This window comes from Leptospira yasudae (genome assembly GCF_003545925.1).
Lineage (GTDB): Bacteria > Spirochaetota > Leptospiria > Leptospirales > Leptospiraceae > Leptospira > Leptospira yasudae.
In genome coordinates this window covers 498,396-519,887 of the sequence record NZ_QHCU01000004.1, presented here as the reverse complement: position 1 = coordinate 519,887, position 21,492 = coordinate 498,396, and the positions used below count along the sequence as shown (strand labels likewise).

Annotated in this window: 22 protein-coding genes; 7 read left to right on the top strand and 15 right to left on the bottom strand. The window is 46.4% G+C overall.

Annotation, left to right across the window (positions count from 1 at the left end; translation table 11 throughout):
- Positions 1–6 precede the first annotated feature (6 nt).
- Positions 7–1,425, bottom strand: coding sequence for an MBOAT family O-acyltransferase (locus tag DLM76_RS14000; RefSeq protein WP_118965552.1), 1,419 nt, complete (start codon positions 1,423–1,425; stop codon positions 7–9).
- The gene (locus DLM76_RS13995; protein WP_118965551.1) at positions 1,422–2,156 is read right to left on the bottom strand and encodes a pseudouridine synthase; all 735 of its coding nucleotides are present in this window, start codon (positions 2,154–2,156) and stop codon (positions 1,422–1,424) included. Before DLM76_RS13995 ends, DLM76_RS14000 begins: the two co-directional genes overlap by 4 nt.
- Before the next feature lie 115 nt (positions 2,157–2,271).
- Between DLM76_RS13995 and lipA the strand changes: the two genes are divergently transcribed.
- Together lipA and DLM76_RS13985 are read left to right on the top strand one after the other, a co-directional pair.
- Positions 2,272–3,177 carry a lipoyl synthase gene (gene lipA / locus DLM76_RS13990; RefSeq protein WP_118965550.1) on the top strand — a complete coding sequence of 302 codons (906 nt, stop codon included), beginning with the start codon at positions 2,272–2,274 and terminating at the stop codon, positions 3,175–3,177.
- Positions 3,165–3,458 (top strand): hypothetical protein, encoded by a 294-nt coding sequence (locus DLM76_RS13985; RefSeq protein ID WP_118955713.1) that lies wholly within the window; start codon positions 3,165–3,167, stop codon positions 3,456–3,458. The genes lipA and DLM76_RS13985 overlap by 13 nt, the downstream gene beginning before the upstream one ends.
- Positions 3,459–3,664: 206 nt before the next feature.
- Here DLM76_RS13985 and DLM76_RS13980 read toward each other — a convergent pair whose 3' ends face one another.
- Positions 3,665–4,834 (bottom strand): lipoprotein LipL45, encoded by a 1,170-nt coding sequence (locus DLM76_RS13980; RefSeq protein WP_118965549.1) that lies wholly within the window; start codon positions 4,832–4,834, stop codon positions 3,665–3,667.
- Between the two features lie 101 nt (positions 4,835–4,935).
- A complete protein-coding gene (locus DLM76_RS13975; RefSeq protein WP_429946424.1) occupies positions 4,936–6,144 on the bottom strand; it encodes a PQQ-dependent sugar dehydrogenase in 1,209 nt (402 codons plus the stop codon).
- Positions 6,145–6,328: 184 nt separating this feature from the next.
- On the opposite strand from DLM76_RS13975, the gene DLM76_RS13970 reads away from it, so the two are divergent.
- Complete coding sequence (locus DLM76_RS13970) at positions 6,329–7,648, top strand: radical SAM protein (RefSeq protein ID WP_118955715.1); 1,320 nt, start codon at positions 6,329–6,331, stop codon at positions 7,646–7,648.
- 24 nt (positions 7,649–7,672) lie between these two features.
- Here DLM76_RS13970 and DLM76_RS13965 read toward each other — a convergent pair whose 3' ends face one another.
- The 5 genes from DLM76_RS13965 to DLM76_RS13935 form a co-directional block, all read right to left on the bottom strand.
- Complete coding sequence (locus DLM76_RS13965; RefSeq protein ID WP_118965548.1) at positions 7,673–7,993, bottom strand: hypothetical protein; 321 nt, start codon at positions 7,991–7,993, stop codon at positions 7,673–7,675.
- Between the two features lie 510 nt (positions 7,994–8,503).
- Positions 8,504–8,812 (bottom strand): LIC_10421 family protein, encoded by a 309-nt coding sequence (locus tag DLM76_RS13955; protein WP_118965546.1) that lies wholly within the window; start codon positions 8,810–8,812, stop codon positions 8,504–8,506.
- Positions 8,813–9,069: 257 nt separating this feature from the next.
- Complete coding sequence (locus DLM76_RS13945; protein ID WP_118955719.1) at positions 9,070–9,753, bottom strand: TIGR00266 family protein; 684 nt, start codon at positions 9,751–9,753, stop codon at positions 9,070–9,072.
- A gap of 12 nt (positions 9,754–9,765) precedes the next feature.
- A complete protein-coding gene (locus DLM76_RS13940) occupies positions 9,766–10,440 on the bottom strand; it encodes a TIGR00266 family protein (RefSeq protein ID WP_118955720.1) in 675 nt (224 codons plus the stop codon).
- Between the two features lie 15 nt (positions 10,441–10,455).
- A complete protein-coding gene (locus tag DLM76_RS13935) occupies positions 10,456–11,121 on the bottom strand; it encodes a TIGR00266 family protein (RefSeq protein ID WP_118955721.1) in 666 nt (221 codons plus the stop codon).
- A gap of 87 nt (positions 11,122–11,208) precedes the next feature.
- Here DLM76_RS13935 and DLM76_RS13930 point away from each other — a divergent pair, with 87 nt between their 5' ends.
- The 3 genes from DLM76_RS13930 (at position 11,209) to ptsP (ending at position 14,985) form a co-directional block, all read left to right on the top strand.
- Positions 11,209–11,877, top strand: a complete 669-nt coding sequence (locus tag DLM76_RS13930; protein WP_118965617.1) for an SDR family oxidoreductase — start codon at positions 11,209–11,211, stop codon at positions 11,875–11,877.
- Positions 11,878–12,173: 296 nt separating this feature from the next.
- Positions 12,174–13,079, top strand: coding sequence for a UDP-3-O-acyl-N-acetylglucosamine deacetylase (gene lpxC / locus DLM76_RS13925; RefSeq protein ID WP_118955722.1), 906 nt, complete (start codon positions 12,174–12,176; stop codon positions 13,077–13,079).
- A 163-nt stretch (positions 13,080–13,242) separates the two neighbouring features.
- Entirely contained in the window at positions 13,243–14,985 is a 1,743-nt protein-coding gene (gene ptsP, locus DLM76_RS13920) for a phosphoenolpyruvate--protein phosphotransferase (protein WP_118956052.1), read from the top strand.
- Here the strand turns inward: ptsP and DLM76_RS13915 are convergent.
- The 3 genes from DLM76_RS13915 to DLM76_RS13905 form a co-directional block, all read right to left on the bottom strand.
- Positions 14,982–15,665: an LIC11631 family protein gene (locus DLM76_RS13915; RefSeq protein WP_118965545.1), complete on the bottom strand. Its 684-nt coding sequence runs from the start codon at positions 15,663–15,665 to the stop codon at positions 14,982–14,984. The two genes, ptsP and DLM76_RS13915, sit on opposite strands and share 4 nt — an antisense overlap.
- Positions 15,666–15,762: 97 nt before the next feature.
- Positions 15,763–17,808: an AMP-dependent synthetase/ligase gene (locus tag DLM76_RS13910; protein WP_118955724.1), complete on the bottom strand. Its 2,046-nt coding sequence runs from the start codon at positions 17,806–17,808 to the stop codon at positions 15,763–15,765.
- 163 nt (positions 17,809–17,971) lie between these two features.
- A complete protein-coding gene (locus DLM76_RS13905; RefSeq protein WP_118955725.1) occupies positions 17,972–18,469 on the bottom strand; it encodes a TlpA disulfide reductase family protein in 498 nt (165 codons plus the stop codon).
- 90 nt (positions 18,470–18,559) lie between these two features.
- Between DLM76_RS13905 and DLM76_RS13900 the strand changes: the two genes are divergently transcribed.
- Positions 18,560–18,988 (top strand): hypothetical protein, encoded by a 429-nt coding sequence (locus DLM76_RS13900; RefSeq protein ID WP_118955726.1) that lies wholly within the window; start codon positions 18,560–18,562, stop codon positions 18,986–18,988.
- On the opposite strand, the gene DLM76_RS13895 is transcribed toward DLM76_RS13900, so the two are convergent.
- From DLM76_RS13895 to DLM76_RS13885, 3 genes are read right to left on the bottom strand one after another with little or no spacing between them, the layout of a single operon-like run.
- Positions 18,957–20,132, bottom strand: coding sequence for a glycosyltransferase family 4 protein (locus tag DLM76_RS13895; protein ID WP_118965544.1), 1,176 nt, complete (start codon positions 20,130–20,132; stop codon positions 18,957–18,959). The two genes, DLM76_RS13900 and DLM76_RS13895, sit on opposite strands and share 32 nt — an antisense overlap.
- A gap of 27 nt (positions 20,133–20,159) precedes the next feature.
- A complete protein-coding gene (locus DLM76_RS13890; RefSeq protein WP_118965543.1) occupies positions 20,160–21,005 on the bottom strand; it encodes a 3'(2'),5'-bisphosphate nucleotidase CysQ in 846 nt (281 codons plus the stop codon).
- Positions 21,006–21,027: 22 nt separating this feature from the next.
- On the bottom strand, positions 21,028–21,465 hold the full coding sequence (locus tag DLM76_RS13885) for an LIC11625 family surface-exposed protein (protein WP_118955729.1): 438 nt from the start codon (positions 21,463–21,465) through the stop codon (positions 21,028–21,030).
- Between the last annotated feature and the right edge of the window lie 27 nt (positions 21,466–21,492).

Sequence of the window (21,492 nt, the reverse complement as noted above, 5' to 3'; positions counted from 1 at the left end):
CCCGTTTTAAAACCTTGAGTAAAAGAAGTCCGCGTTTCCCGCGTTCATTCCGACCATGATAAAAAGAATCAGAAGCCCCAAAATCGGTAAAAGTCTCGCCCTCCAAAGCTCGGGAACGGAAAAACGTTCGGGCCATTCTTCGCCGACGTGGAACAAGAAAACGAAAAGAAGCATATACGCACCCGTTTCCAAACCGGCCAAGGCCTGACCGCTCTGAAAGGTAACGATTCTTCCGATGGACGAGAGCGCTGAGTTGAAATCCGGGGTGAAAAAGAAGGTCCATGAAATCGAATACACAAGCAGAACGAACAAGTAACGGAGAGTCGCTTTGACATACGGAATTTCCGGAAGAACTTTCCAATTTTTCACTTCAAACAATCGTTCCAAAGAAAGATAAACTCCCGTCAGCAAACCCCAGATCAAAAAGTTCAGGTTCGCACCGTGCCAGAGTCCGCCTAACATAAACGTAACGATAAAGTTCACGGCGGTTCTGAATTCTCCCTTTCGAGACCCGCCTAACGGAATATAGATGTAGTCGCGAATCCAATAGGAAAACGTTAAGTGCCATCTTCTCCATAGATCTCCGAAACTTTGAAAGAAAAACGGGGCCTTGAAATTTTCGGGAAGATCGAATCCCATCAACTTCCCGATTCCGCGCGCCATATCGGTAAGTCCCGAAAAGTCGAAGTAAAGATTGGCCGCAAACAAAAAGCAGGTCAAAAGGAGCGCGATTCCGGAATAGTCTTTCGGAGATAAAAATGTGGGAGCGATCAAAGGCAAGATCGCCGCGGACAAAAGTCCTTTTTTGACAAGACCGCGCAGAAACAACCAAAGACCGTCGATCATTTTAGACGGGGTCATCGTAGGAGCGGAGAACTGATCCCGAACTTGATCGAAACGTAAAATCGGACCCGCAATCATCACGGGAAAGAAAAAGATAAACGAAAAGAAATCCGTTAAACCGACATTCTTGTTAAATCCTTCGCGTTTGGAATCCACCGCCAAAGAAATCAGCTGAAACGTATAATAACTGATCGTCGCGGGCAACACGACCTCGAAACCGCTAAGACCGAACAAAGCCGAAACTTTCGCATCGAGCGCGGTCTTTTCCTGAAGCGCGGGAATCGATAAAACGAACCCGACAAACTCCATGAGTAAATAAAAATATTTGAATAAACCTAAGTTGAGAAGGTTTAAAACCACCGCCGCTTTTACGTACCAGGACTTTTCGCCGCAATAGCGGTAAAGCGCCCAGTTCGCAAAAACGACCAAGATCAAATGAAACAGAAAGTTAAGGCTGAATACCGAATAAAAGAACGCGGAACCCAGAATCAAAAGAAACTTTCGGCTCTTTTCCGGAACGTTCCAGTAGAGAAGATAAAACACCAAAAAAAATAAAAGAAATTCTATGCTGATAAAATTCATTCCCAAACCCCTGTGTCTTGGAGAAGATATTTACCTTCTTCCAAACCCAGCTTTTCTAATCGTATCGAACCTACGCGGATTCTTTGCAGATCCACCACGCTCGCACCGGATGCGTGAAACATCCTTCGAATCTGTCTTTTTTTTCCTTCCCCGAGAATGACGCGGTATACGCAATTCTTCCCGGGAACGAGTTTAACCATCTTTGCACGCAGAATTTCCCCTGCATCCAAAATCCCTTTTTGAAACGCCGCCTGAATCTGCTTTTCTCCGGGATCGTATTTGAGAGTTACGAGATATTCCTTTTCGGAACCGTTGGACGGATGCGAAATTCTCTGCGCTAAATCGCCGTCGTTGGTTAAAATCAAAAGCCCTCTGGAGTTCAAATCCAATCTGCCTGCGATTTTATAATTTTTGTACGCGGCGGGTAGAAGGGAAAACACCGTTTTTTCATGAAAACGGTCCTGATGCGAACAGAGATAACCGATCGGTTTGTTCAGGATCAGAAGTCGTTTCGGCTCCGCTCCCGGACGAAGAATATCACCTCGGTAAGTGACAACATCCGTTTCCGGGTTCACACGGATTCCGAGATCGGTGACCTTTTTTCCGTTGATCACGATCTGACCGCCGAGAATGATTTCCTCGGCCTTTCTTCTCGAGCCGAGTCCGCAATCCGCGAGAAAGCGATTGAGACGAATTCCTTCCGGGGTGTTCCGATCATCCTTTGATTGCATGGATTCTTCCATTCCGAAATGTTTCAAAAAATCTTCTACCCAAAACTTTCGTTGACCTCGTCCTCCATCGCGGCAGGATAGAAGGGAAAGCTCCGTTTTTTCGGACCCGCATTGTATGAATCCTCTCAAAAAAAAGCCGCGCACTCATTCGATTCAGGAAGCCCCGGAAAAACCGGATTGGCTCAAAGTAAAGCTTACCTTTCCCGATCCAAAAAACAACACCGTCGCCATCGTTCGCGATTCTCTGGAAGAAAAAAAACTCAATACGGTTTGCGAAAGCGCTTCTTGCCCGAACTTAAATCACTGTTGGTCCCGTAAAACGGCGACCTATATGTTGGGCGGCGATATCTGCACGCGACGTTGTTCCTATTGCGACGTGGCTTCCGGCAAACCGGCTCCCTTAGATCGGGAAGAACCGAAACGAGTCGCCGAATCAGCGATCGCGCTCGGATTAAGACACGTCGTGATCACCGCCGTAAACCGGGACGATTTGGAAGACGGAGGCGCCGCGCATTTTGCGGAAACGGTGGAAGCGATTCGAGCGGGACTTCCCGATTGCAAGATCGAATTACTCGTTCCCGATCTCAAAGTAAAACAAGAATCCTTGGAAATTATTTTCAAAAGCAAACCCGACGTTTTCAATCACAACGTGGAAACCGTCAAACGTCTGTTTCCCGAAGTGGCCCCTCAGAAAAAATACGAACGTTCTCTCGAAGTTTTGAAGATCGCGTCCGAACGAGGTTTTTTGACCAAAAGCGGTTTGATCTTGGGAATGGGCGAAACCGTGGAAGAAGTCAAAGAATGTATGCGTGACTTAGCGGAAGTCGGCGTTTCTCTTTTGACTCTGGGACAATATCTGCAACCGACTCCAACACATCTTCCGGTAAAGGAATACATTCTTCCCGAAGTCTTTCAAGAATTGAAAATCTACGGTAAATCGATCGGGTTGAAGGGAGTGTATTCTGGACCCTTGGTCAGAAGTTCTTATCACGCGGACGAGCAAGTCTCATGGAATCCGTAGAACACTTCGGTCCCCCGCCCGAAGACATAAAGAGACTCCTCTATCATTCCATCATTTCCTATCTTTCCGATAAACAAGGTCCTGTCAGTCGTTCCGAAGTGAAGGATCTCCTGGAAAAGACCATCAATCTGATTCCGAATCTGGAAGCGCATTGGGCTCCGATCAACAGTTTCGGTAAGAATAAGATGATTCTTCATTGGGAAGAAAAGGTGATGCTCATCGACATGGAAGAAATCTTAGAATCCATTCTGATTCTTTGGAATCAGAAGTTCGAAGGTTGATTTTTTCGGTTCGATGATTCGAATCTCAACGGAACGAAAAGAATCTATAAAAAGCCCGATGAAAGATCATCGAATCGAAAACTTGCAAACGACAAACCGCCTCTAAACGTTCGAAATAATAAAACGAATCGATAATCCGTACAAAGAAAAACCCGAGATTTTACTCTCGGGTTTTTTCCACCTGATTTCAGGTTCAGTCACTGTTATCAGAATTTAGCTTTCGTTTGGAAGTCGTAGATTACTTCTTGAACATCCGCTTGATTGATCTTCTTAATACCTTGTTCGGTATGAACGATCATCGTTGATCCTTGTTGATCCACGATGGCACCGATCATAGAAGATCCGTCAGTCATGATGATCTTTTCGATTCTTTCATAGTAGCTTACGATATCCTTGCTGGATTTCAGCTCTTTCGGAGCGGAGATCAGGATTTGTTTGAATTTCTTAGCTTCTTCTTCTTGACGAGATGCAACTTCGGTTTCGAGTTTCTTTCTCTCAGCTTCGAGCGCTGCCGCTTTTTGTTCGTCAACTTTTCCGGAAGATTCTTCGTTGATGCGAACCATCTTATCCGTAGTGTCTTTGTCTACGGTTACGATCGTTCTGATCTCTTCTTCTTCTTTCTTGGAGATTCCGGAGTTATCCAGTTTCTTTACAACGCCGGAAATGTTCTTTTCGCTGATTTTGGAAGCGTCTTTTGCTTCCAAAGATTTATCGTCCGCTTTCAACACGGAAGCTTGGTTCTTTTCAAGAACGATTTCCGAAGAAGCAACGGATTGCTGAATCTTTTTCAGATCTTCATCCTTTGCGATCTCTTCGTCGCTAAGTCCTTCGAGAGCCGCAACGCGAGGAGCAACCGCAACCGAGCCGTCCAAAACTTTTACGACAGCTTTGTCGGATTTAGATCTCTCTACGATAAAGGAAGTTCCACGCACACCAGCGATCGCGGTCGGAGTAACCACGGAAAACTGGTCTTCTTTGGAAGCCTTGTTGACTTTCGCGAAAACTTTTCCGGAAACAAGAGCGAGTCTTGTATCGGTATTTCCTTTGGAGTTGATCGAAAGTCCGTCAAAGTCGATCACTGAATTTTCAGAGATACGAATCGCGGAACCGTCCGCAAATTGAATATCAACTTTGGATTTGTCTTTCGTGCTGACTTTGTCGCCGGTTTTCAGACTTGCGCCTAAAGTAGCTTTTTCTTCGGTAAGATCCGCGTGAAGAATTTTAGCTTCTCCAACGCTGAACACAACAACAGCCGAAGGGCTGTTTGCTTTACCGGTATCGGCTGCCTGGGAATTTTCAGTAGGTTTCTTACAAGCGCTGAACACCAGAACACCGGCGGTCAAAACGATTGAGGAAACGATTAAGAGCTTCTTCATACCCATTTTCCTTAAGATTGGATTGATAACAGGACTGCGGTGGTAGGCAGCCTCTATCTATTGTTTCTCAACAGACAATAGAATCGCTTTTTCCAAATCTTTCAATTTTTTTTTATAATGCGAAAGATATTTCCTGAACCGAAATCGGCGAAATATACCTCTCCAGTCCCGTCCTGGCCGAAAGTGCTGATTTGGAACGGGACACGAAACAACAACTCGTTCGAGATCTTTTTACCGTTCTTTTGTCTTAAAATCCAGACTTTTCCCGCCACAAAGTCTCCGTAAATATAACCGCCTACTAATTTAGGTAGTTCCTTTCCCCGATAGACGTAACCGCCCGTTACGGACTGGCCTTCTTCCCGGGGATATTCGTGAATAGGATCGACGAGTTGGGGATTGGAACAGTCCGGGTTCTTCTTAAAACAATGAAATCCTTCCTTAACGTTCCAGCCGTAGTTCTTTCCTTTCTGAATCAGATCGATTTCTTCGAATTCGTTCTGACCGACGTCGGCTAAGTAAAGTTCGCCGGTCGCCGAATCAAAGGAGAATCTCCACGGATTTCGCAGTCCGTAACTCCAGATCTCCGGTAAAAAACCGGGACGGTTCACAAACGGGTTGTCTTCGGGAATTTTATACGGTGCGCCGGAACTTTGAGGGTTGGGAAGAATGCGAAGCATTTTTCCGAGGAAGGTTCGGGAATTTTGTCCGTTTTTATAAGGATCATTGGCCCCGCCCCCGTCTCCAAAACCGATGTACAATTTACGATCGGGTCCGAATGCGAGTTGTCCCCCGTTGTGATTCGAATACGGCTGTTCTACTTTGAACAAAGTTCGTTTTGCGTCCTCGAGTTTTTGAACCACGTCATTCTTCCATTCAAACTCGAGAATTTTAGAATGATCCTTACCCCCTTCTTTTACGACGACGTTGACGAAGAATTTCGAATCCGTCGCAAAGTCGGGCGAAAACGCAAGTCCCAAAAGTCCTTCTTCCGATCGGGTTTCGACTTGGCCGGTAAAATCCGCGCGAAGCGTTTTCGTCTTTGTCGTTAGATCGACTTCTACGAGCTTACCGCGTTTTTCCAAAACGATCATCCGTTTCGAGTTCCCCGGAATAAATTGAATGTCCGTCGGTTCTTGAAAACCGTCGGCTACGCTCGCGTACCAAGGAACTACTTCCGCAACGGGAACGTTCTTTTTAGGAGGGAGGTTCGGAGCGGACGGTTTTTTTGTTTTTGCGATTCCGGGAGAATGGAACAGAAGAATCGCCAAAATTCCGAGGCTGACGGTTATAGTGGAACGCGGAAAAATCATCCGTCCTTCGTAAGGGCTTTCCAGGATCGGTCAATCGGAATTCCGATTTCTTCTTTTTACGGGATTCGGCCGTTTGCAACGGTTTGATCCGATCTCGAACGGAAGAATTCTCCCGTTACGGAAGAGGTTTCCCGGAAAAAACTGCGTGTCATTTCCGTTCCGCTCGGGATATTGTCTAATCAAGATGGAAGCTACCGATTCAATCCGCCAAAGTTCTACGATTCCCCTCCTGGAAGAAATGGAGAGGAAATATAAATCCATTCCGATGGAAGCCATCGTGAAACAGGATATTCTCAGACAAGGAATCCATTTTCTCAAAGAAGCCTTCGAAGTTTCGGGACAATACAAAACCAAGGACTACTTTATATTCTCCTTTGATCATATTCCTCTTTCCGAACTAGGAGAAGGCGCGGACGTGAAGGCGCCTGAGGAAATCAAAGTTTCGGGCGGACATTTCAATCTTCTTCCGACCGTGATCTCCACGCGCAATAATCCGAATTCTCCGTATAAGGTGAAAAAGTCTCCGGATGGAAAACCCTCTTTGTATCTCGGAGAAACCTTTTTAGGAAACGTGGAGTTTCCTCCTCTTCCCGCTTGGTATCGTCATAAAACCAAGAACGGAAAAATTCCCGGCGAGATCGCTCCCGTCATCGAATGGGGTTATCTGATCTATCTGACCGTTTTCAGAAACTGTCAGTATTTCGGTAAGGAAGAGGAATGCGCGTACTGCGATATCAATCACAACTATCGTCAACAGAAGAACGCGGGTCGTCCGTATACGGGCGTCAAGGACATCGAAGACATTCTCGAAGTTTTATCCTGGATCGATGCGGAAGATCCGGTCGCAAAAGTATATACGATCACGGGCGGCAGCGTCATCACTTCCTTAAAGAAGAAGAATGAAATCGATTTCTATTTGGAATATGCACAGGCGATCGAATCCAAGTTTCCTGGTAGATGGATGGGCAAGATCGTTTCCCAAGCTTGGGAAATCGAAGATTGTCAAAAGTTCAAAGACGCGGGCATTCAAGTCTATCATCCGAACTACGAAGTCTGGGATAAGAATTTATTTCAAAAGATTTGTCCGGGTAAGGAAGCGTATATCGGAAGAGACAATTGGATTCGCAGAGTCGTCGACTCGGCGGAAGTATTCGGACCTTCTTATGTGATTCCGAACTTTGTGGGCGGCGTGGAACTTTCCAAGCCATACGGTTTCGCGACCGTTGCGGAAGCGATCGCTTCCACAGGAGAAGGTTTGGACTTCTTCATGTCGAAAGGAATCATGCCTCGATTTACGGCTTGGTGTCCCGAACCGTATACGACTCTCGGAACCCAAGCGGGTCCGCCTTTGGAATATTTCTGTGAGCTTTTGACCGTCTGGAAGGCTACATTCGAAAAGTATAATCTACCGGTTCCTCCCGGTTACGGCGAACCGGGTCCGGGAAAGGCGGTCTTTTCGGTTTCCGCCTTTATGGACGTGATCGGTTATCAAGGTAGAAACTAAAACACAACACTCGCAATTGAAACCTTACAGTTTCCATTTGGAAGGTCTTCCGATATTATGATACCTTCCGGATGGAACGTGAAACGGATTGTGTCCTCCGCCTCCTCCCCCGTTATTGTAGTACGGATATTGTCTATAATAGTAGTTCTGATACGGGCGATATCCGTATCCGTAGCCTCCCCCATAACCGTAGTCGTTTAGATAACGATCGCAGGGACGGGAATACATGGAACCCATCTGGCAATTATCGTAATGACGATACGGTCCCGTGTAACAGCCCGTTGATAAAAAAAGGAAAAGTCCTACCGATCCTAAAAAGAAGAATCCTTTTGCGTTCACTTTCATGGAACGTCTCCTTGACAATTAGACCCGAAGTCAATACTCGCATTCTAACCGTTTTCGGGCCCTTGTCTATAGGGAATCTCCCTAATGCGGAAAACCCCTAAGACTTTCTGAGATCGCCAATCTTCCGTAGTATCCTTTTCCTTTCAAAAATTTTTAGGGAAAGCGAACGGCGATCCACTCGAAAAAATCGCTTATTTCCTTTCGAACCGCAGTTCGTTGACAAAAAGACGATTCCGGCAAAAACGAGAAACCGACCGATGATAAAAGGCGTATGAAAGCGGCAAAATCGAAAACCCGAAAACCGATCCAAGACCGATCGATTGAAACCAAGGAAAAGATCGTTCAAAGCGCCTATAAACTCGTAATACGAACGGTTATCCGGAAACGGGAATCAGAGACATTGTGGAAACGGCGGAGGTTTCGATCGCTTCTTATCTGCGTGAAAACTAAATCGGATCGACCTTTTCAAAAAAGGCCGATCCGATAAAAACTTAAGGTCCGAATCGGAACTTATAGTTTACTTGCTTCGTCTTCGTATTCCTTTGCTTCCGCGTCGCAATGATCCGCCAACTTCTTATACTTTGCGTGCTCCTCTTTGGAAGAGTTGGCTTTACCTCCCTGACTTCGAACCGCGAGGCTTTTGTATTTTTCGGATAAACTTCTATGATCCTGCGCCTTTTTGATGAGATAATCTTTGGCGATCTTCTTTAACTCAGGATTAGTGGCTTCTTTGATCAAGATCTTCTCGATATCGGAAAGAGCGGAAACGCCCTGAACGGAAACGAACAGGGCCAAAACAAAACCTAAAAACTTTTTCATCGATTCAACTCCTATCGAATTTGGATTCATTCCAAAACCGATACTTCTTTTTCCAACCAAGATTCGAATCGGATCTATTTTTCCGTGCGTTACTTAAGAGATTCAAATCCAAGAAACGATATTGTTTAAAAATTAGGCAGAGCTGAGATTTTGAAAAAGAAAGGAATTTGAATATTCTTTTTTTAGAATATAGTGAATGCTTAAAAAATAAGCGCGCAGGAGCCGGCAAACCGCCGATCTCCCGCGTTTCGATCAACTCAACTCGAAGAGGAAGAACGCTCCACTCTTCTCCACTGATTCGCCCAACCCGCAAAGGAGTTCTGGTTTCTGGATTGAACGTATAATTTTCCCGTTCCGGAAAACACGGCGACTAAACCTTCTCCGCTCAAGAACAAGGATTTGAGTCCGCCCACTTTTTGAATCGTGTAGTTGAGAGTTCCTTCGAACCCGACGATATGACCCGTATCGACTACGTATTGCCCGTTGACGTCGATCGTATGAATCGCTCCGAAACTCGAAAAGAAAAGATCTCCCGATCCGCTCACTTTCAAAAAGAATAAACCTTCTCCGGAAAAGAATCCTTTGAATCCTCCCCACTTGCTGTCGATCACAAGGGATTCCGAACCGGCCACATACGCGCCTCGGCTTAGGATCAATTCTTCTCCTTTCATTTTTCTGTATTCGATGTCGCCTTGGGTCGCGCTCGTCAGAAACAGAGTCCCGGTTCCGCCTTCCGCTTTGAACGTGTTTTGAAAAAAGGATTCTCCGCTGAGTAACGCGCGTTTGGCGGAAGCCCAGATTCCTCCCTCGGCCTTGGTGGCCATCTTGACGGCGGGGCTCATCGCGACCATCGCGCCCGACTCGGCGCGGATGGATTCTCCGTTTTCAAGTTGAACTTGTACGATTGGAAAATCAGGTTTTAATAATATTTCGTGTTTCACGATCTTTCTCCCTTATCTTTTGATCGGAGGCAGTTGATCTCTAAACCAACTTCCCAAAGAAGGAACGTTTCTGGATTGAATCCAAACTCGGCCTTTTCCCTTGAATCGCGCCACGAATCCTTCTCCGCCTAAAAAGAAGGACTTCCATCCGCCGAACTTGGTCATCTCGTAGTTCAATCCTTCGTCAAACGCAACGATATGCCCCGTATCCACGATCATTTCTCCGTCTACGTTGAGGACGTCGATTCCACCGTAGCTCGAAATGAGCAAGGGACCGTTTCCGGAAAGTTTGAGAAAGAAGAGCGATTCTCCGCTGATAAATCCTTTCAGACCTTGAAACTTCGTATCCATTTCTATGTTCGGAGAAGAAGCGAGAAAGGAACTGGATTGAACGTAGACCGTTCCGGCCAATTCGATCCGCTCCACGTCGCCCGGAAGAGTCGGCGCGAGCAGAACCTCTCCGTTTCCGGAAGAAGCGGTGAACGTGTTCATCCAGAAGGATTCTCCTCCTAGAAACGCCGCCTTTAAACTTTTTAAGAATCCGCCTTGCTGCGCCTTGTGAGTCTGGATCGTGATCCCCGAACTCATGGACATCATGGAACCGGATTCCGCTTTGATCGATTCTCCGCCGTTCAGAAGAACCTTCGCAAAGCTGTAGGATGGTTTGCTTAGAATTTCAATATTCATAATATTCAGTTTTCCTTATTGAGGTAAAAGCCCCGTGAGCCAGGACAAGAATCCGGACGGAACCCTCGTTTGGATCAACACCTTTCCGTGACCGGAAAATTCCATTACAAGTCCTTCTCCGCCGAACAAAGTGGACTTCCAACTTCCGCCGGCCTTCGCGATTTTATACTGAAGACTTTTATCGAACGCCACCACGTGCCCCGTGTCGATCGTATACGATCCCTGCACGTCGATCGGAAGAATTCCTCCGTAAGCGTTTAGAAATAACTTTCCGTTTCCCATCACTTCCAAAAGAAAAACGCCTTCTCCTCCGAAAAAGGAACGGAGTCCGCCGAACTTCGGTTTCATGTTGATCGTCTCGTCGGAGGCAAGATACGCTCCGGCTTCCACGATCAAACCCGTGTCGGTCAGATCGACTCCGACCACGTCTCCGGGAAGTTCGGGTGCGAGTCCGATCTCGGCGCCCGCCGAAGGAGCCTTGAAGACGTTGAAGAAGAAGGATTCTCCTCCGAAAAATCTCCTCGAGACCGCGGATAAGAATCCGCTTCCCATTTTCGTTTCGACATCCACTCCAGGAGTCATATACACCATCGCGCCCGCTTCGGCTTTGATCGTTTGACCCGGTGAAAGTTTTACTTTAAGAAAAGAATACGAAGGTTTGTGAATGATCTCGTAATTCATAGAAGCAGCAATGTAAATAAATTGACCGGAACGTCAATCGGAAAAGTGCTTCCAGAACCGTTCGTGATTCTTAGTTTGGAAGGTAGTATGGCTCAAAGAAACGTTTTCATTACGGGTTCCAATCGCGGCATAGGTTTGGAGCTGACCAAACAGTTTTTATCCAAAGGAGATCAGGTTTTCGCCCTTTGCAGAAAATCCTCTCCGGACCTGGTCAAGATCAAACCGACCCGCATTCTCGAAGGAGTGGATGTTTTGAATTCCAACTCGATTGGATCCTTATCTTCCAAACTGCTCGATACGAAAATCGACATTCTCATCAACAACGCGGGGATTTTGATTCCGGACAATCTGCAAAGTCTGGATGAGGAAAACGTATTCACCCAATTCTTAGTAAACGCTTTGGGACCTCTCAAAATGGTAAAGGCTCTGCTTCCTAATTTAAACCCGAACGCAAAACTTGTCTTCTTAACGAGTCGAATGGGTTCGATCGCCGACAATACTTCCGGTTCATATTACGGATACCGCGCTTCCAAAGCGGCCTTAAACGCGATCGCCGTCAGCCTCGCCCGCGATTTGAGTCCGAAAGGAATCTCCGTCGGGATCTTTCACCCCGGAATGGTCGCGACTCAGATGACCGGAGGACAAGGAATTCCTCCGGAAGAAAGCGCTCAAGGTCTTGTGGAACGGATCGAAACCTTGAATCTAAGCAACTCCGGAAAGTTTTTTCATCAGAACGGAGAAGAACTACCTTGGTGATTCAATGGGACCATAACCTGTGTTCGTACAGATACACAGTTGCAGAAAAGAGACAGTTTGTCGGAAATTTATTTCAGATTATGTCGGATTGCATCCTAAACCTCGGTTTTGAAGCCTGAAAAAACCGGTTTTCCTACGTACTTTGGCATAGAGTTTGCTTAATAGGGTTGTTGGGACAAGAGATCGAATCTCAAAAACAATCGGAATTTTGTCTCTTGCAAATACAAAAGCGAACTTCGAATCCTCGAGGACCGTCTTCCAAAAGAGGGTCTTCGGAAAATCGAAAATACAAAACTATGAAAGAAACCATATATAGAAGATCCATACGGGATACAGTTAGAATCAAAGGGATCGGACTTCATTCCGGAAAGGAAGTGAATCTGATCGCTCATCCGGCCCCTTCCGGCACGGGAATTGTCTTTGAATACCGTAAGGGCGAGGATAAAGCCTCGATTCCTGCGGAACTTAGCAACGTCGTTGATACCAGCAACGCGACTACCTTAGGAGACGGACTCCATAGAATTCAAACCGTGGAACACCTTTTGGCTGCGGTTTATGCGCTCGGTTTAACGGATCTCATTCTGGAAATCGATGCGGTGGAAGTTCCGATCATGGACGGTTCTTCTCTTCCGTTTCTGCAAGCGTTGGAATCGGCGGGAATCGTGGAATATCCCGAAATCGTCGAACCGATCTACGTTCAAAACCCTCTCTGGGTCGTAGACGGAGACAAATACCTCGTTCTTCTTCCTAGCAACGAACTCAAAGTAACTTACACCATCGACTTCAACCACCCTCTCCTCAAAGGACAAAACATCACGATCTCGCTCGATAGAGAAAAGATCAAACAAGAGATTCTTCCTGCGAGAACCTTCGGCTTTTTAAAAGACGTAGAAGCGCTCCAGGCCAGAGGATTAGCGATGGGAGGTTCCCTCGACAACGCGATCGTTTTGACCCAGGACGGATACTTGAACCAGCAGCTTCGTTTTGAAAACGAATGCGTCCGTCATAAGATTTTGGATTTATTCGGCGATATTTCGATTGCGGGCCGTCCGATCATCGGTCATTATCTCGCTTCCAAGGCGGGGCATGCCCTGGATATTTCCATGGCAAAACTCGTTATGAGCAGCGTCACGGGAGACGAAATCAGCAAATACAAGAGCCGGAGAATTCCTCTTTTCAAAAGAAAAGCGGCGGTCGTCTAAGATCGCCGTCTTGTTAAAACCCGCCGCTTGTCAGGCGGCTTCCCCCTAAAACCTTCCGAAAACAGCGGAGGGATTTCCGTTCCTATTTTCCTTTCAGAAAAGAATTGTCAGATTCTTCTTTTCGGGAATCCTGTAGTCGAGTTTGAACTCGATTCAAGAGAGAATGATTCCATCCAAACGAACAGTTTTTCCAGGAATTACGGCCTTTCCGGGAAAGCTATACGGTAAGGTCCTGAAGACCGGAAAAAAGCGGAATACCATTCTCACCGGAACCTATATCCACGAATCCGAAAAAGAACGGGAACTCGAAAAGTTCGACGTCGCTTTGGAGGAAAGCCTTCATAGCCTTCGGATCTTAATCACCTCGGTCGAAGCGTCCGGTTCCGAACACAAAGAAGTCCAGGAAATCTTAGAAACACAGGCCATGATCTGTTCCGATCCGAGCCTTGCGACTTCGGTTCGAAAGAGAATCTCCGAACTCGGAGAAAACGCGATTCTTGCCGTTCAAAACGTCACGCACGAAATCTCCGAAAAATTCAAAGCCCTAGAAAACGAATTCTTCCGAGAACGAGTCGATCACTTTCGAGACGTTTCCAATCGTTTGATCGAATTCATCGCCGGTAAAAAGGAAGAGGATTCGTTCCTATCCGGTTTGAAGGAAGATCTCATTTTAGTCGCGAGAGAACTCACTCCTTCTCAGATGATTCTCATGGACAAAACGAGGATCCGCGGAATCGCGACCGACCTCGGAGGAAAGACGGGTCACATGGCGATCCTCGCGAGAAACTATGGGATTCCTACGATCGTAGGTTTGAAGGATTTTTCCTCGTACGTAAAAGACAACGAATTCATCTTTTTGGACGCGGAATCCGGAAACGCGGTCCGCTTTCCCACCTTGGAAGAAGTGAAATACTACGGCTTCTCCTCCGTTTATCCCGTGGAAGAAAGCGGCACGAAAAAAATGCGAGCCGTCAGCAAGGACGGAATCCGGGTACGAATCAAATGCAATCTGGAAACGGAACTCGACTGCGAGCAAGCGTTGAAGTTCGGCGCGGAAGGAGTGGGATTATTTCGAAGCGAATCCTTATTCTTAAAATACCAAGACAGCAACGTTTCCGGAGAGGAACAGTTCCTCGCATACAAAGCGATCGCGGAGGGAATGGAAGACAAACCGGTAACGATTCGAACCTTTGACATCGGAGCCGATAAATTTTCAACGGGAGAATTGGAGGAGAATCCGTTTCTCGGGAACAGAGGAATCCGTTATTCCCTGTCCAACCCGGAATGGTTCTCCGAGCAGCTAACGGCGATTTTACGGGCATCGGCGTACGGAAACGTAAGCATTCTTCTGCCGATGATCACCGGTCCGGCCGAAATCATTCGAACCCGCGCGCTCTTGGAAGAATGCAAACGCAAACTTGCGGCAAACAAGGAAAAATACAATAAGAAGATCAAGGTGGGAGCGATGATCGAAACTCCCGCCGCGGTTTCCGCGTTGGATTTGATCGCGAGAGAAGCCGACTTTTTTTCCGTGGGAACGAACGATCTTTTGCAATATATCATGGCCGTGGATCGAAACAACATCCACGTTTCTTCCCTTTACAATCCGTATCACATCGCTTTTTTACGAGCCTTGATCCGAATCGTGGAAGTTTCGAGGGATTACGATAAACCGTTGAGTCTTTGCGGGGAACTCGCGTCGGATACGAACTTTACGATCTTTTTGATCGGAATCGGGATTCGCGATCTTTCCGTTTCGATTCCCTTTCTAACTCCGATTCGAAAGATCATCCGTTCGATTTCGCTTCATCAGGCGGGAACCTTGGTCAAAAAGATTCTCGAACTTTCGGAGGAGGAAAACTACGAAAATATCGAAGCCTTCCTCTTCAGCAAACACTTGAGTTAAATATTCTCGATTTCTAATATTAGAAAAACGAAAGAATCCCAGTGTTTTTCCTTTTCCTGAAAGAAAACGGGGCCGAGACTTTCTTTTTCCTTTTTGAGACAAAGATACGAATGTTTATCGGTTCTCAGATAGAATTTTCCGCTTTTCCCGGAAAAGGTTTGGATCAATTCCTTCAATAATTTCGGAAGATTTTTCTCGTCTTCGGGAAGCGCAGCACCCGCGATCAAAATTTCGCGGTTTTCCCATCGGCCGGCGAGAGTGACCGCTTTCGGATTCCATTCTTCGAAGAGTTCCTTTTCATAACTCGCAAGCGCCGGGTTGAGAATTTCGTGGATGGATGAATTCATGCTCATCGGAAGCGTCGTTCCGAAAACTTTCGGAACAAACCCCTTCGATTCGAAAAGATCCCAATCTTCAAATCCGTCGATTTTGGAAAGTCCCCGGATAAATCCGGAACTCATTCCTTGAACGGCGATCTTCGATTCGGCATGAGCGGCCAGAACCGATCTCATACAAAGAAATCCGAAATTCAGAGGAGAAAACGCGCTTACGTTGGACAAATCCCAGACCTCGTTTTCCCGGAGCGGAGAAAGATAGAGATTGTCGAGCGCGTATAAATCCCCGTGTCCCGATGGGGAAAATACGGAGGATTTCTGGATTTTTTTCTGAGTACCGGCCATATACAAATTCTATCGGTACGACCGCAAATTCTCAGAAGAAATAAAAAAGCCGACCGAAATCGGCCGGCTTTGAAACGATCCAAAATATCGGAAACTTCTAATCTTGGTTGGTAGAGTAGATTTTCTTGATCTTGTCGCTGTATTTTTCGGTGATCACGTGGCGCTTCATCTTCATCATGTTGTTGAGTTCGTCGCCCACTTCGAACGGCTTCGCGATCAGAATGAAAGGAGTCACCTGTTCGAAAGACTTGAACCCGTTTTTCGTGTTGTTCAAGGCCTTGATTTCCTTTCTGAAAAGATCGTAAATCTTCGGATTTTCGATCAGCTTCTCGTTGCTCGCTTCGTTGATTCCGTTTTCTTTCGCCCATTCTTGCAGTTTTTCGAAATCGGGAACAACGATCGCTCCCAAGTTTTTCTGATCCTGACCGATCACCATACACTGGCTGATATAAGCGGATTCTTGGAGTTTGTTTTCGATCGGGACCGGTTCGACGTTTTCTCCGCCGAGAAGAACCACTGTGTCCTTCGCACGACCGGTAAGAGTCAGGGTCTTTTTGAAGTTGATCATCCCCATGTCGCCGGTGTTCATCCAGCCGTCGGAAATCGCCTTGGAGGTCGCCTCTTCGTTTTTGAAGTATCCCTTCATCACTTGAGGTCCCTTGATGAAAACGATTCCCTTGAGGCCCAGCTTTCCTTGGGTAATCTGGCCGTTTTCGTCGATTTCGGTCAATACGGCGTTGTTGTCGTTTCGAATCTGGAGTTTCGTTTTGGGAACGATCACACCCACGGAACCGATGATGAGTTTTTCGAACGTTCTTACGGAAATCACGGGAGAAGTTTCGGTCATACCGTAACCTTCCAAAACGTTGATCCCGATGTTTCCGAAAAATTCATCCACGTGTCTCGGAAGCGCGCCCCCGCCGGAGATGGACGCTTTGAGTTGTCCTCCCGTAGCCGCTCTGATTTTCGCTAAAACGATTCGGTCCAGAGTGAAGCTGTTCAGAAGAACCGCAAGCCCGGCGATCGTATAAAGCGGAGAACTCAAAAAGTAAAGATCGGTTCCCGCGAAATAAGCGCCTAACGCGCCCGCTATGATCGTAAGCGTAAACGGCCCCGTAAGAAGGAACTGAATCACCATAAGAATTCCGTAAAACAAAGATCCGATCGGATTTCTTCCGGTATAATCCACTTCGATTCCTTTCAAGAAACGAACCGCTTGGTTCTTTTTGCTGGAAAAGAAATACGCAAGTTTGAAAAGACCTCTACGAAGCGCAGGAGTCTGCGCGGGATCGTTGATTCTTGTATAAATCCCGTTGTAGATATTTTCCCAAAGTCTTGGAGCGGAACCCATAAACGTAGGTTTAACGGTCGCCAAATCCTGACGAAGATCGCGAACGTTCGTATAATACGTCGCCGCGCCGAGACCGATACAAACATATTCCACCACGCGTTCGAAAACGTGCCAAATCGGAAGAATGGAAAGGAGACGTGCGTTCGATTTGATATTCAACATCGGACTTACGTTGTTCACTTGATGCATCATGTTGGAATGTTTCAACATAACGCCTTTCGGAAGTCCCGTGGTTCCGGAAGTATAAATGAGAGTAAAAAGATCTTCGGGTGAAATCGCGGCGACTCTTTCTTCCGCTTTTTTAGAACCGCCTTCGCGCAGCTTCTTACCCTTTTCGATCAGATCCTGCATTTTCAAAACGCCCGGAGCGGAACTCGCTGGGTCCATCAGAATGATGGTCTTTACGTTCGTTAACTGCGATTTGTTGCGGTTGAACTTTTCGAGCATCTTATCGTTCTCAACGAAAACGACTTCCACTTCCGAGTGATTGAGAATATAAACGATTTCGGAATCCGTAATATCGGTTCCACGAGGAACGTCAGCCGCGCCGGCAAGAATAACGCCGTAATCCGCGATAATCCATTCGATGCGGTTGTCCGCCAGTAAACCCACTCTTTGTCTCTGTTGAACGCCCAGTTCGATCAGAGCTTCCGCAAGTTGGATTCCTTGCTCGTACAATTGACCGTAAGTAGTCGGGGTATAATCCTTTTTAGAATCTTTGGAAAAGAAAGCCGGTAGGTCCCGGAATTTTTCCGCGGATTCGCGAAATAGCTGCGCTAAATTCTCCGCCATGAAACTCATTTAACTCCTGATATCTTTAGTTAAAGCAACTTAGGGATTCCGACATAGAAGCTGTCGGACGAGGATTCAAAGGTAAATAGGGAACCTGAGAAATAAACCCTTTTTTTCAAAATGCAGCCGAGAAGATCCTATTTATTTGACTTGTTATGCCATACTATGGTGCACTGAACCAATTGGAAAAACTCGCTCTGAGTTTCGGATAATCCCGTTCCCTGATTCCGTACTGAACTTTCAACAAGGTTCCGGAAGGACTAAAGACAATCAAGGCCGGTTGACCTTCCACCTTATACTCGTTCACGAACGCAAAATCCTTATCCACATAAAACGGATACGTCATACCGAATTCTTTCGCGGCTTTGAGATGTTCCTCTTTGGAAAGTTCCGGTTCGGTGTTGATCCCGAGAAGAATTCCATTCTTCCCTTGCAAGTCCTTGGAAAGTTTTTCCAACACGGGAACCGCTTCCTTACAAGGTTCGCACCAAGAAGCCCATACGTCCAAAAGCAAAACCTTTCCCTTGTATTCTTTAAGAGAAACGGAACGGCCTTCCAAATCATACAAAGAAAGTTTATAGAGAACGGATTCTTCCTTGGAGGAATTACAAGCGGACAACAATAAAAAAACGATGGGGAAAATCACCCGGAAAATGCGCATCACATCCATCATCGTAAAAGAAAGGGAAAGAATCGAAAAGGAAAAAATCTTTCCAACGCAAGGGGTGCGTTCAAATTAGGATCACCTCCAGTGAATCCGGTCTTTTACAATTACTTCTCAGGTCGCGAAGAATTCTTAGGTTATTTTAAGAACGATCTTTTTTCCGGTGCGGGAATGATCTCCACTCCTGCACAAAAAGAGCCGTATTTTTCGGAAACGAACCGCAAAGCGCGGTTGGAAATCAAGGAGAACGGAATCGTGATTCTTCTCAAAGGAAAGGAAGAATCCAAAACGTTTCTGATTCCGTTAGACGAAACATCGATCAACTCGAAGAAAAAACGAAAACTCGAGTTTCTCCCCGACTATTTGGGATTTCAGGACGGAGATTCGGAAGTCAGCGTTCGCCTGCAACCCCTTGACCGTCAACGAATTCACCTTCAAATCGATTCGAAAATCGGACTGGAATTTTCCGGTACGTTAAACCGACTTAGCGGCTGGAGGAAGTGGTTTTCGATTTGAGAACGGCTCGAATCTGATCGGCGATCGTTTTTGCCGCGACGCTTCGGTAGAATTTTCGAATGTCGACCTTATTACCCGGATACGGCTTTTTGGAAAATTCCAAAAGCGCGGAGGTCCACAACGGTTCCTTCAATTCCAGATAACGGATTTGGTTTCCTCCGATTTCGCGGAACACGGACAGATCGGTTACGATCGCGGGTTTTTGCAGACTCAACGCTTCGAGAAGAGGAATTCCGAATCCTTCATACAAGGAAGAGAATAAAAACAGGGAACATCCCTTGTACATGTGTGCGAGTTCTACGTCGGAAGGACTTTCGATCCAGAGAATTCCAGCCGCCTTGCTTTCTTCGCTGCGAAGAAGTTCGATAAAAGCAGGATCTTCCCAGCCCGCCTTTCCGCCGATCACCCAGGAATACCGCTGATTCTTCTTTACATTTTTTGAATATTCCAAATAGGCTCGATACAGAAACTGATAGTTTTTTCGCGGTTCCACGGTGGAAACGGAAAGGAAATATTTTTTCGGAAGGGATGAAACGCGTTCTCCCGGTTTTTGTTTGAGCAAACCTTGAAACTCGGAAAGTTCGATTCCCGGATAAACGACCTGCATCTTTTCCGGTGGAATTCCGAAAAAGGAGGAAACCTCGTCGGCGGTGGATTGGGAGATCGGAAGCAATTTATCCGCGCGTCGGATCGAACGGGAAAGATAAAATTTCTGTTGGATTCTTGCCAGAGTCCGCATCGTATCCGGAAAACGATACGCGACCAGATCGTTGTATGTCAGAACGGTCGCGGTCTTTTCGGATAGAAACGGGGGAAACACCTGTTGCGTTCCCCAAAAAAGGTCGAGAGGAATCTTTCTCAATTGAAGAGGCAGAGCGATCGCAAAGTAAAGCCCTCCTTTTTTAGAAAGAATTCCTTCTCCTTTGATGAACTTGATTCCGGGAAGATTCAAAAGATTGGCGTAACTCGGATGAAGATCCCGGTGCGAAAAAAGATAAAACTCGAAACTAGGGTCCTTTCCCAGATCGAGCAAAGCGCTGTGAATCATTTTCCCCACACCGGAAACGGGTGTGGAAAACGGACGCGCGTCGACTCCGATTCGAATCGTTTCCATTGACATTTTTGAATATTCTTTTTTCTTCATATCCTTGACGGTAAAGAAAATACGTTTTCACTTCCAGTCGCGAAGACCGGATTGAAAGTTTGATTTCGATGCTTCCCAGACTTGTTCGAGAGACCGGGAATGTCCCGCGATCAATCCCTCTCCCCTTCCGGAAACGGTCTGAAACAAATAGGGTTTTCCCGAACGGATCTCTAAATCGGAACCTCCGGACGCCAAGATCAGTGCGATTCCAGCGCAGATATCCCATTCGTTTTTCGGCTTTAAGGAAATCGAAAGCGCGGCCTTACCGGCGGCCACCAAACCAAGCTTATACGCAATCGATCCCATCGCCGAAAATTCCCAACCAGAAGGAACGACGGTAGAACGAAACAATCCTTCCCGTTCCTCGGTTCGAGAGATCAAAATCTTTCGAGCGGGTTCGGAAACCTCGAGCATCTTGGAAAGAGTTTGCGTTTGAATCGGATAGGTATTCCAAGCGGATTCGACAATTTGATACGCGACACCGAAGTTTGCATCTCCGTAGATGAGTTCTCGAGTTACGGGATTGAAAACGACCCCGAGAACCGCCTTACCTCCGATAGAAAGACCCAAGCTGATCGCGAATTCCGGATTTTTATCAACGAATTCTCGAGTTCCGTCGATCGGATCCAAGATCCAGGCAGCCGGAAGTTGCGAAATATCCTTTCGTTCCGAATCCTCTTCGGAGAGCACCGGAATCTTCGTAAACGCAAGACGCTCGGTGATATGTTGACCGGCTTTCACATCGGCTTCGGTTACGGGATCGTTCTTTCCCTTATCCTTGACCTTAAAATCGGAATGATAGATTTCTAATATGATTTTGCCCGCTTCGAGGACGGCGTCCACGGCGGGCTGAAGATATTGAATCGAATCCAAAAGTGAAGACACTCGTAAGAGATTACTTTCCGGTTTTATCCGGAGTAGTCGCGCTTTCCTTGTGAGGATCGTCGAGATTTTCCGGACGAAGATAGAAAACTTCGTTTTCCGGAGTTTGCAGATAGATTTCCGGATCCATTTTGAAACTGTAAAAGAACAGATACTTCTTAAACTTCACGTAAACCGTATACGTTCCTTTTTGAGGTTCGTAGAGCATGGTTTCCGCGTTCAGATCCTTGGTGATCTCTTTGTATTCGAGATACCTGTGATGAAGCGTATATTTCACCGCGGAAAGCAGATTCTTTTCTAGGGTCGCCTTTTTGACGGAATCCGAAAGCTTAACGTTTTTATTGAATTCTTCGACCTTGTTGAATTCTTCCACGACGCCTTGGGATTTTCCCGCTTGAAGGCCCGCAAAAGATAAGAGGAGTAAGAGTGAAATCACGAATATATTCTTCATCTGGGTTTCCTGTTTCTGCTATAAGTA

Bases quoted from the DNA above. Each gene is read 5' to 3' on its own strand.
- DLM76_RS14000 (WP_118965552.1), bottom strand. From the start codon at position 1,425: ATGAATTTTATCAGCATAGAATTTCTTTTATTTTTTTTGGTGTTTTAT.
- DLM76_RS13995 (WP_118965551.1), bottom strand. From the start codon at position 2,156: ATGCAATCAAAGGATGATCGGAACACCCCGGAAGGAATTCGTCTCAAT.
- lipA (WP_118965550.1), top strand. From the start codon at position 2,272: ATGAATCCTCTCAAAAAAAAGCCGCGCACTCATTCGATTCAGGAAGCC.
- DLM76_RS13985 (WP_118955713.1), top strand. From the start codon at position 3,165: ATGGAATCCGTAGAACACTTCGGTCCCCCGCCCGAAGACATAAAGAGA.
- DLM76_RS13980 (WP_118965549.1), bottom strand. From the start codon at position 4,834: ATGAAGAAGCTCTTAATCGTTTCCTCAATCGTTTTGACCGCCGGTGTT.
- DLM76_RS13975 (WP_429946424.1), bottom strand. From the start codon at position 6,144: ATGATTTTTCCGCGTTCCACTATAACCGTCAGCCTCGGAATTTTGGCG.
- DLM76_RS13970 (WP_118955715.1), top strand. From the start codon at position 6,329: ATGGAAGCTACCGATTCAATCCGCCAAAGTTCTACGATTCCCCTCCTG.
- DLM76_RS13965 (WP_118965548.1), bottom strand. From the start codon at position 7,993: ATGAAAGTGAACGCAAAAGGATTCTTCTTTTTAGGATCGGTAGGACTT.
- DLM76_RS13955 (WP_118965546.1), bottom strand. From the start codon at position 8,812: ATGAAAAAGTTTTTAGGTTTTGTTTTGGCCCTGTTCGTTTCCGTTCAG.
- DLM76_RS13940 (WP_118955720.1), bottom strand. From the start codon at position 10,440: ATGAATATTGAAATTCTAAGCAAACCATCCTACAGCTTTGCGAAGGTT.
- DLM76_RS13935 (WP_118955721.1), bottom strand. From the start codon at position 11,121: ATGAATTACGAGATCATTCACAAACCTTCGTATTCTTTTCTTAAAGTA.
- DLM76_RS13930 (WP_118965617.1), top strand. From the start codon at position 11,209: ATGGCTCAAAGAAACGTTTTCATTACGGGTTCCAATCGCGGCATAGGT.
- lpxC (WP_118955722.1), top strand. From the start codon at position 12,174: ATGAAAGAAACCATATATAGAAGATCCATACGGGATACAGTTAGAATC.
- ptsP (WP_118956052.1), top strand. From the start codon at position 13,243: ATGATTCCATCCAAACGAACAGTTTTTCCAGGAATTACGGCCTTTCCG.
- DLM76_RS13915 (WP_118965545.1), bottom strand. From the start codon at position 15,665: ATGGCCGGTACTCAGAAAAAAATCCAGAAATCCTCCGTATTTTCCCCA.
- DLM76_RS13910 (WP_118955724.1), bottom strand. From the start codon at position 17,808: ATGGCGGAGAATTTAGCGCAGCTATTTCGCGAATCCGCGGAAAAATTC.
- DLM76_RS13905 (WP_118955725.1), bottom strand. From the start codon at position 18,469: ATGCGCATTTTCCGGGTGATTTTCCCCATCGTTTTTTTATTGTTGTCC.
- DLM76_RS13895 (WP_118965544.1), bottom strand. From the start codon at position 20,132: ATGAAGAAAAAAGAATATTCAAAAATGTCAATGGAAACGATTCGAATC.
- DLM76_RS13885 (WP_118955729.1), bottom strand. From the start codon at position 21,465: ATGAAGAATATATTCGTGATTTCACTCTTACTCCTCTTATCTTTTGCG.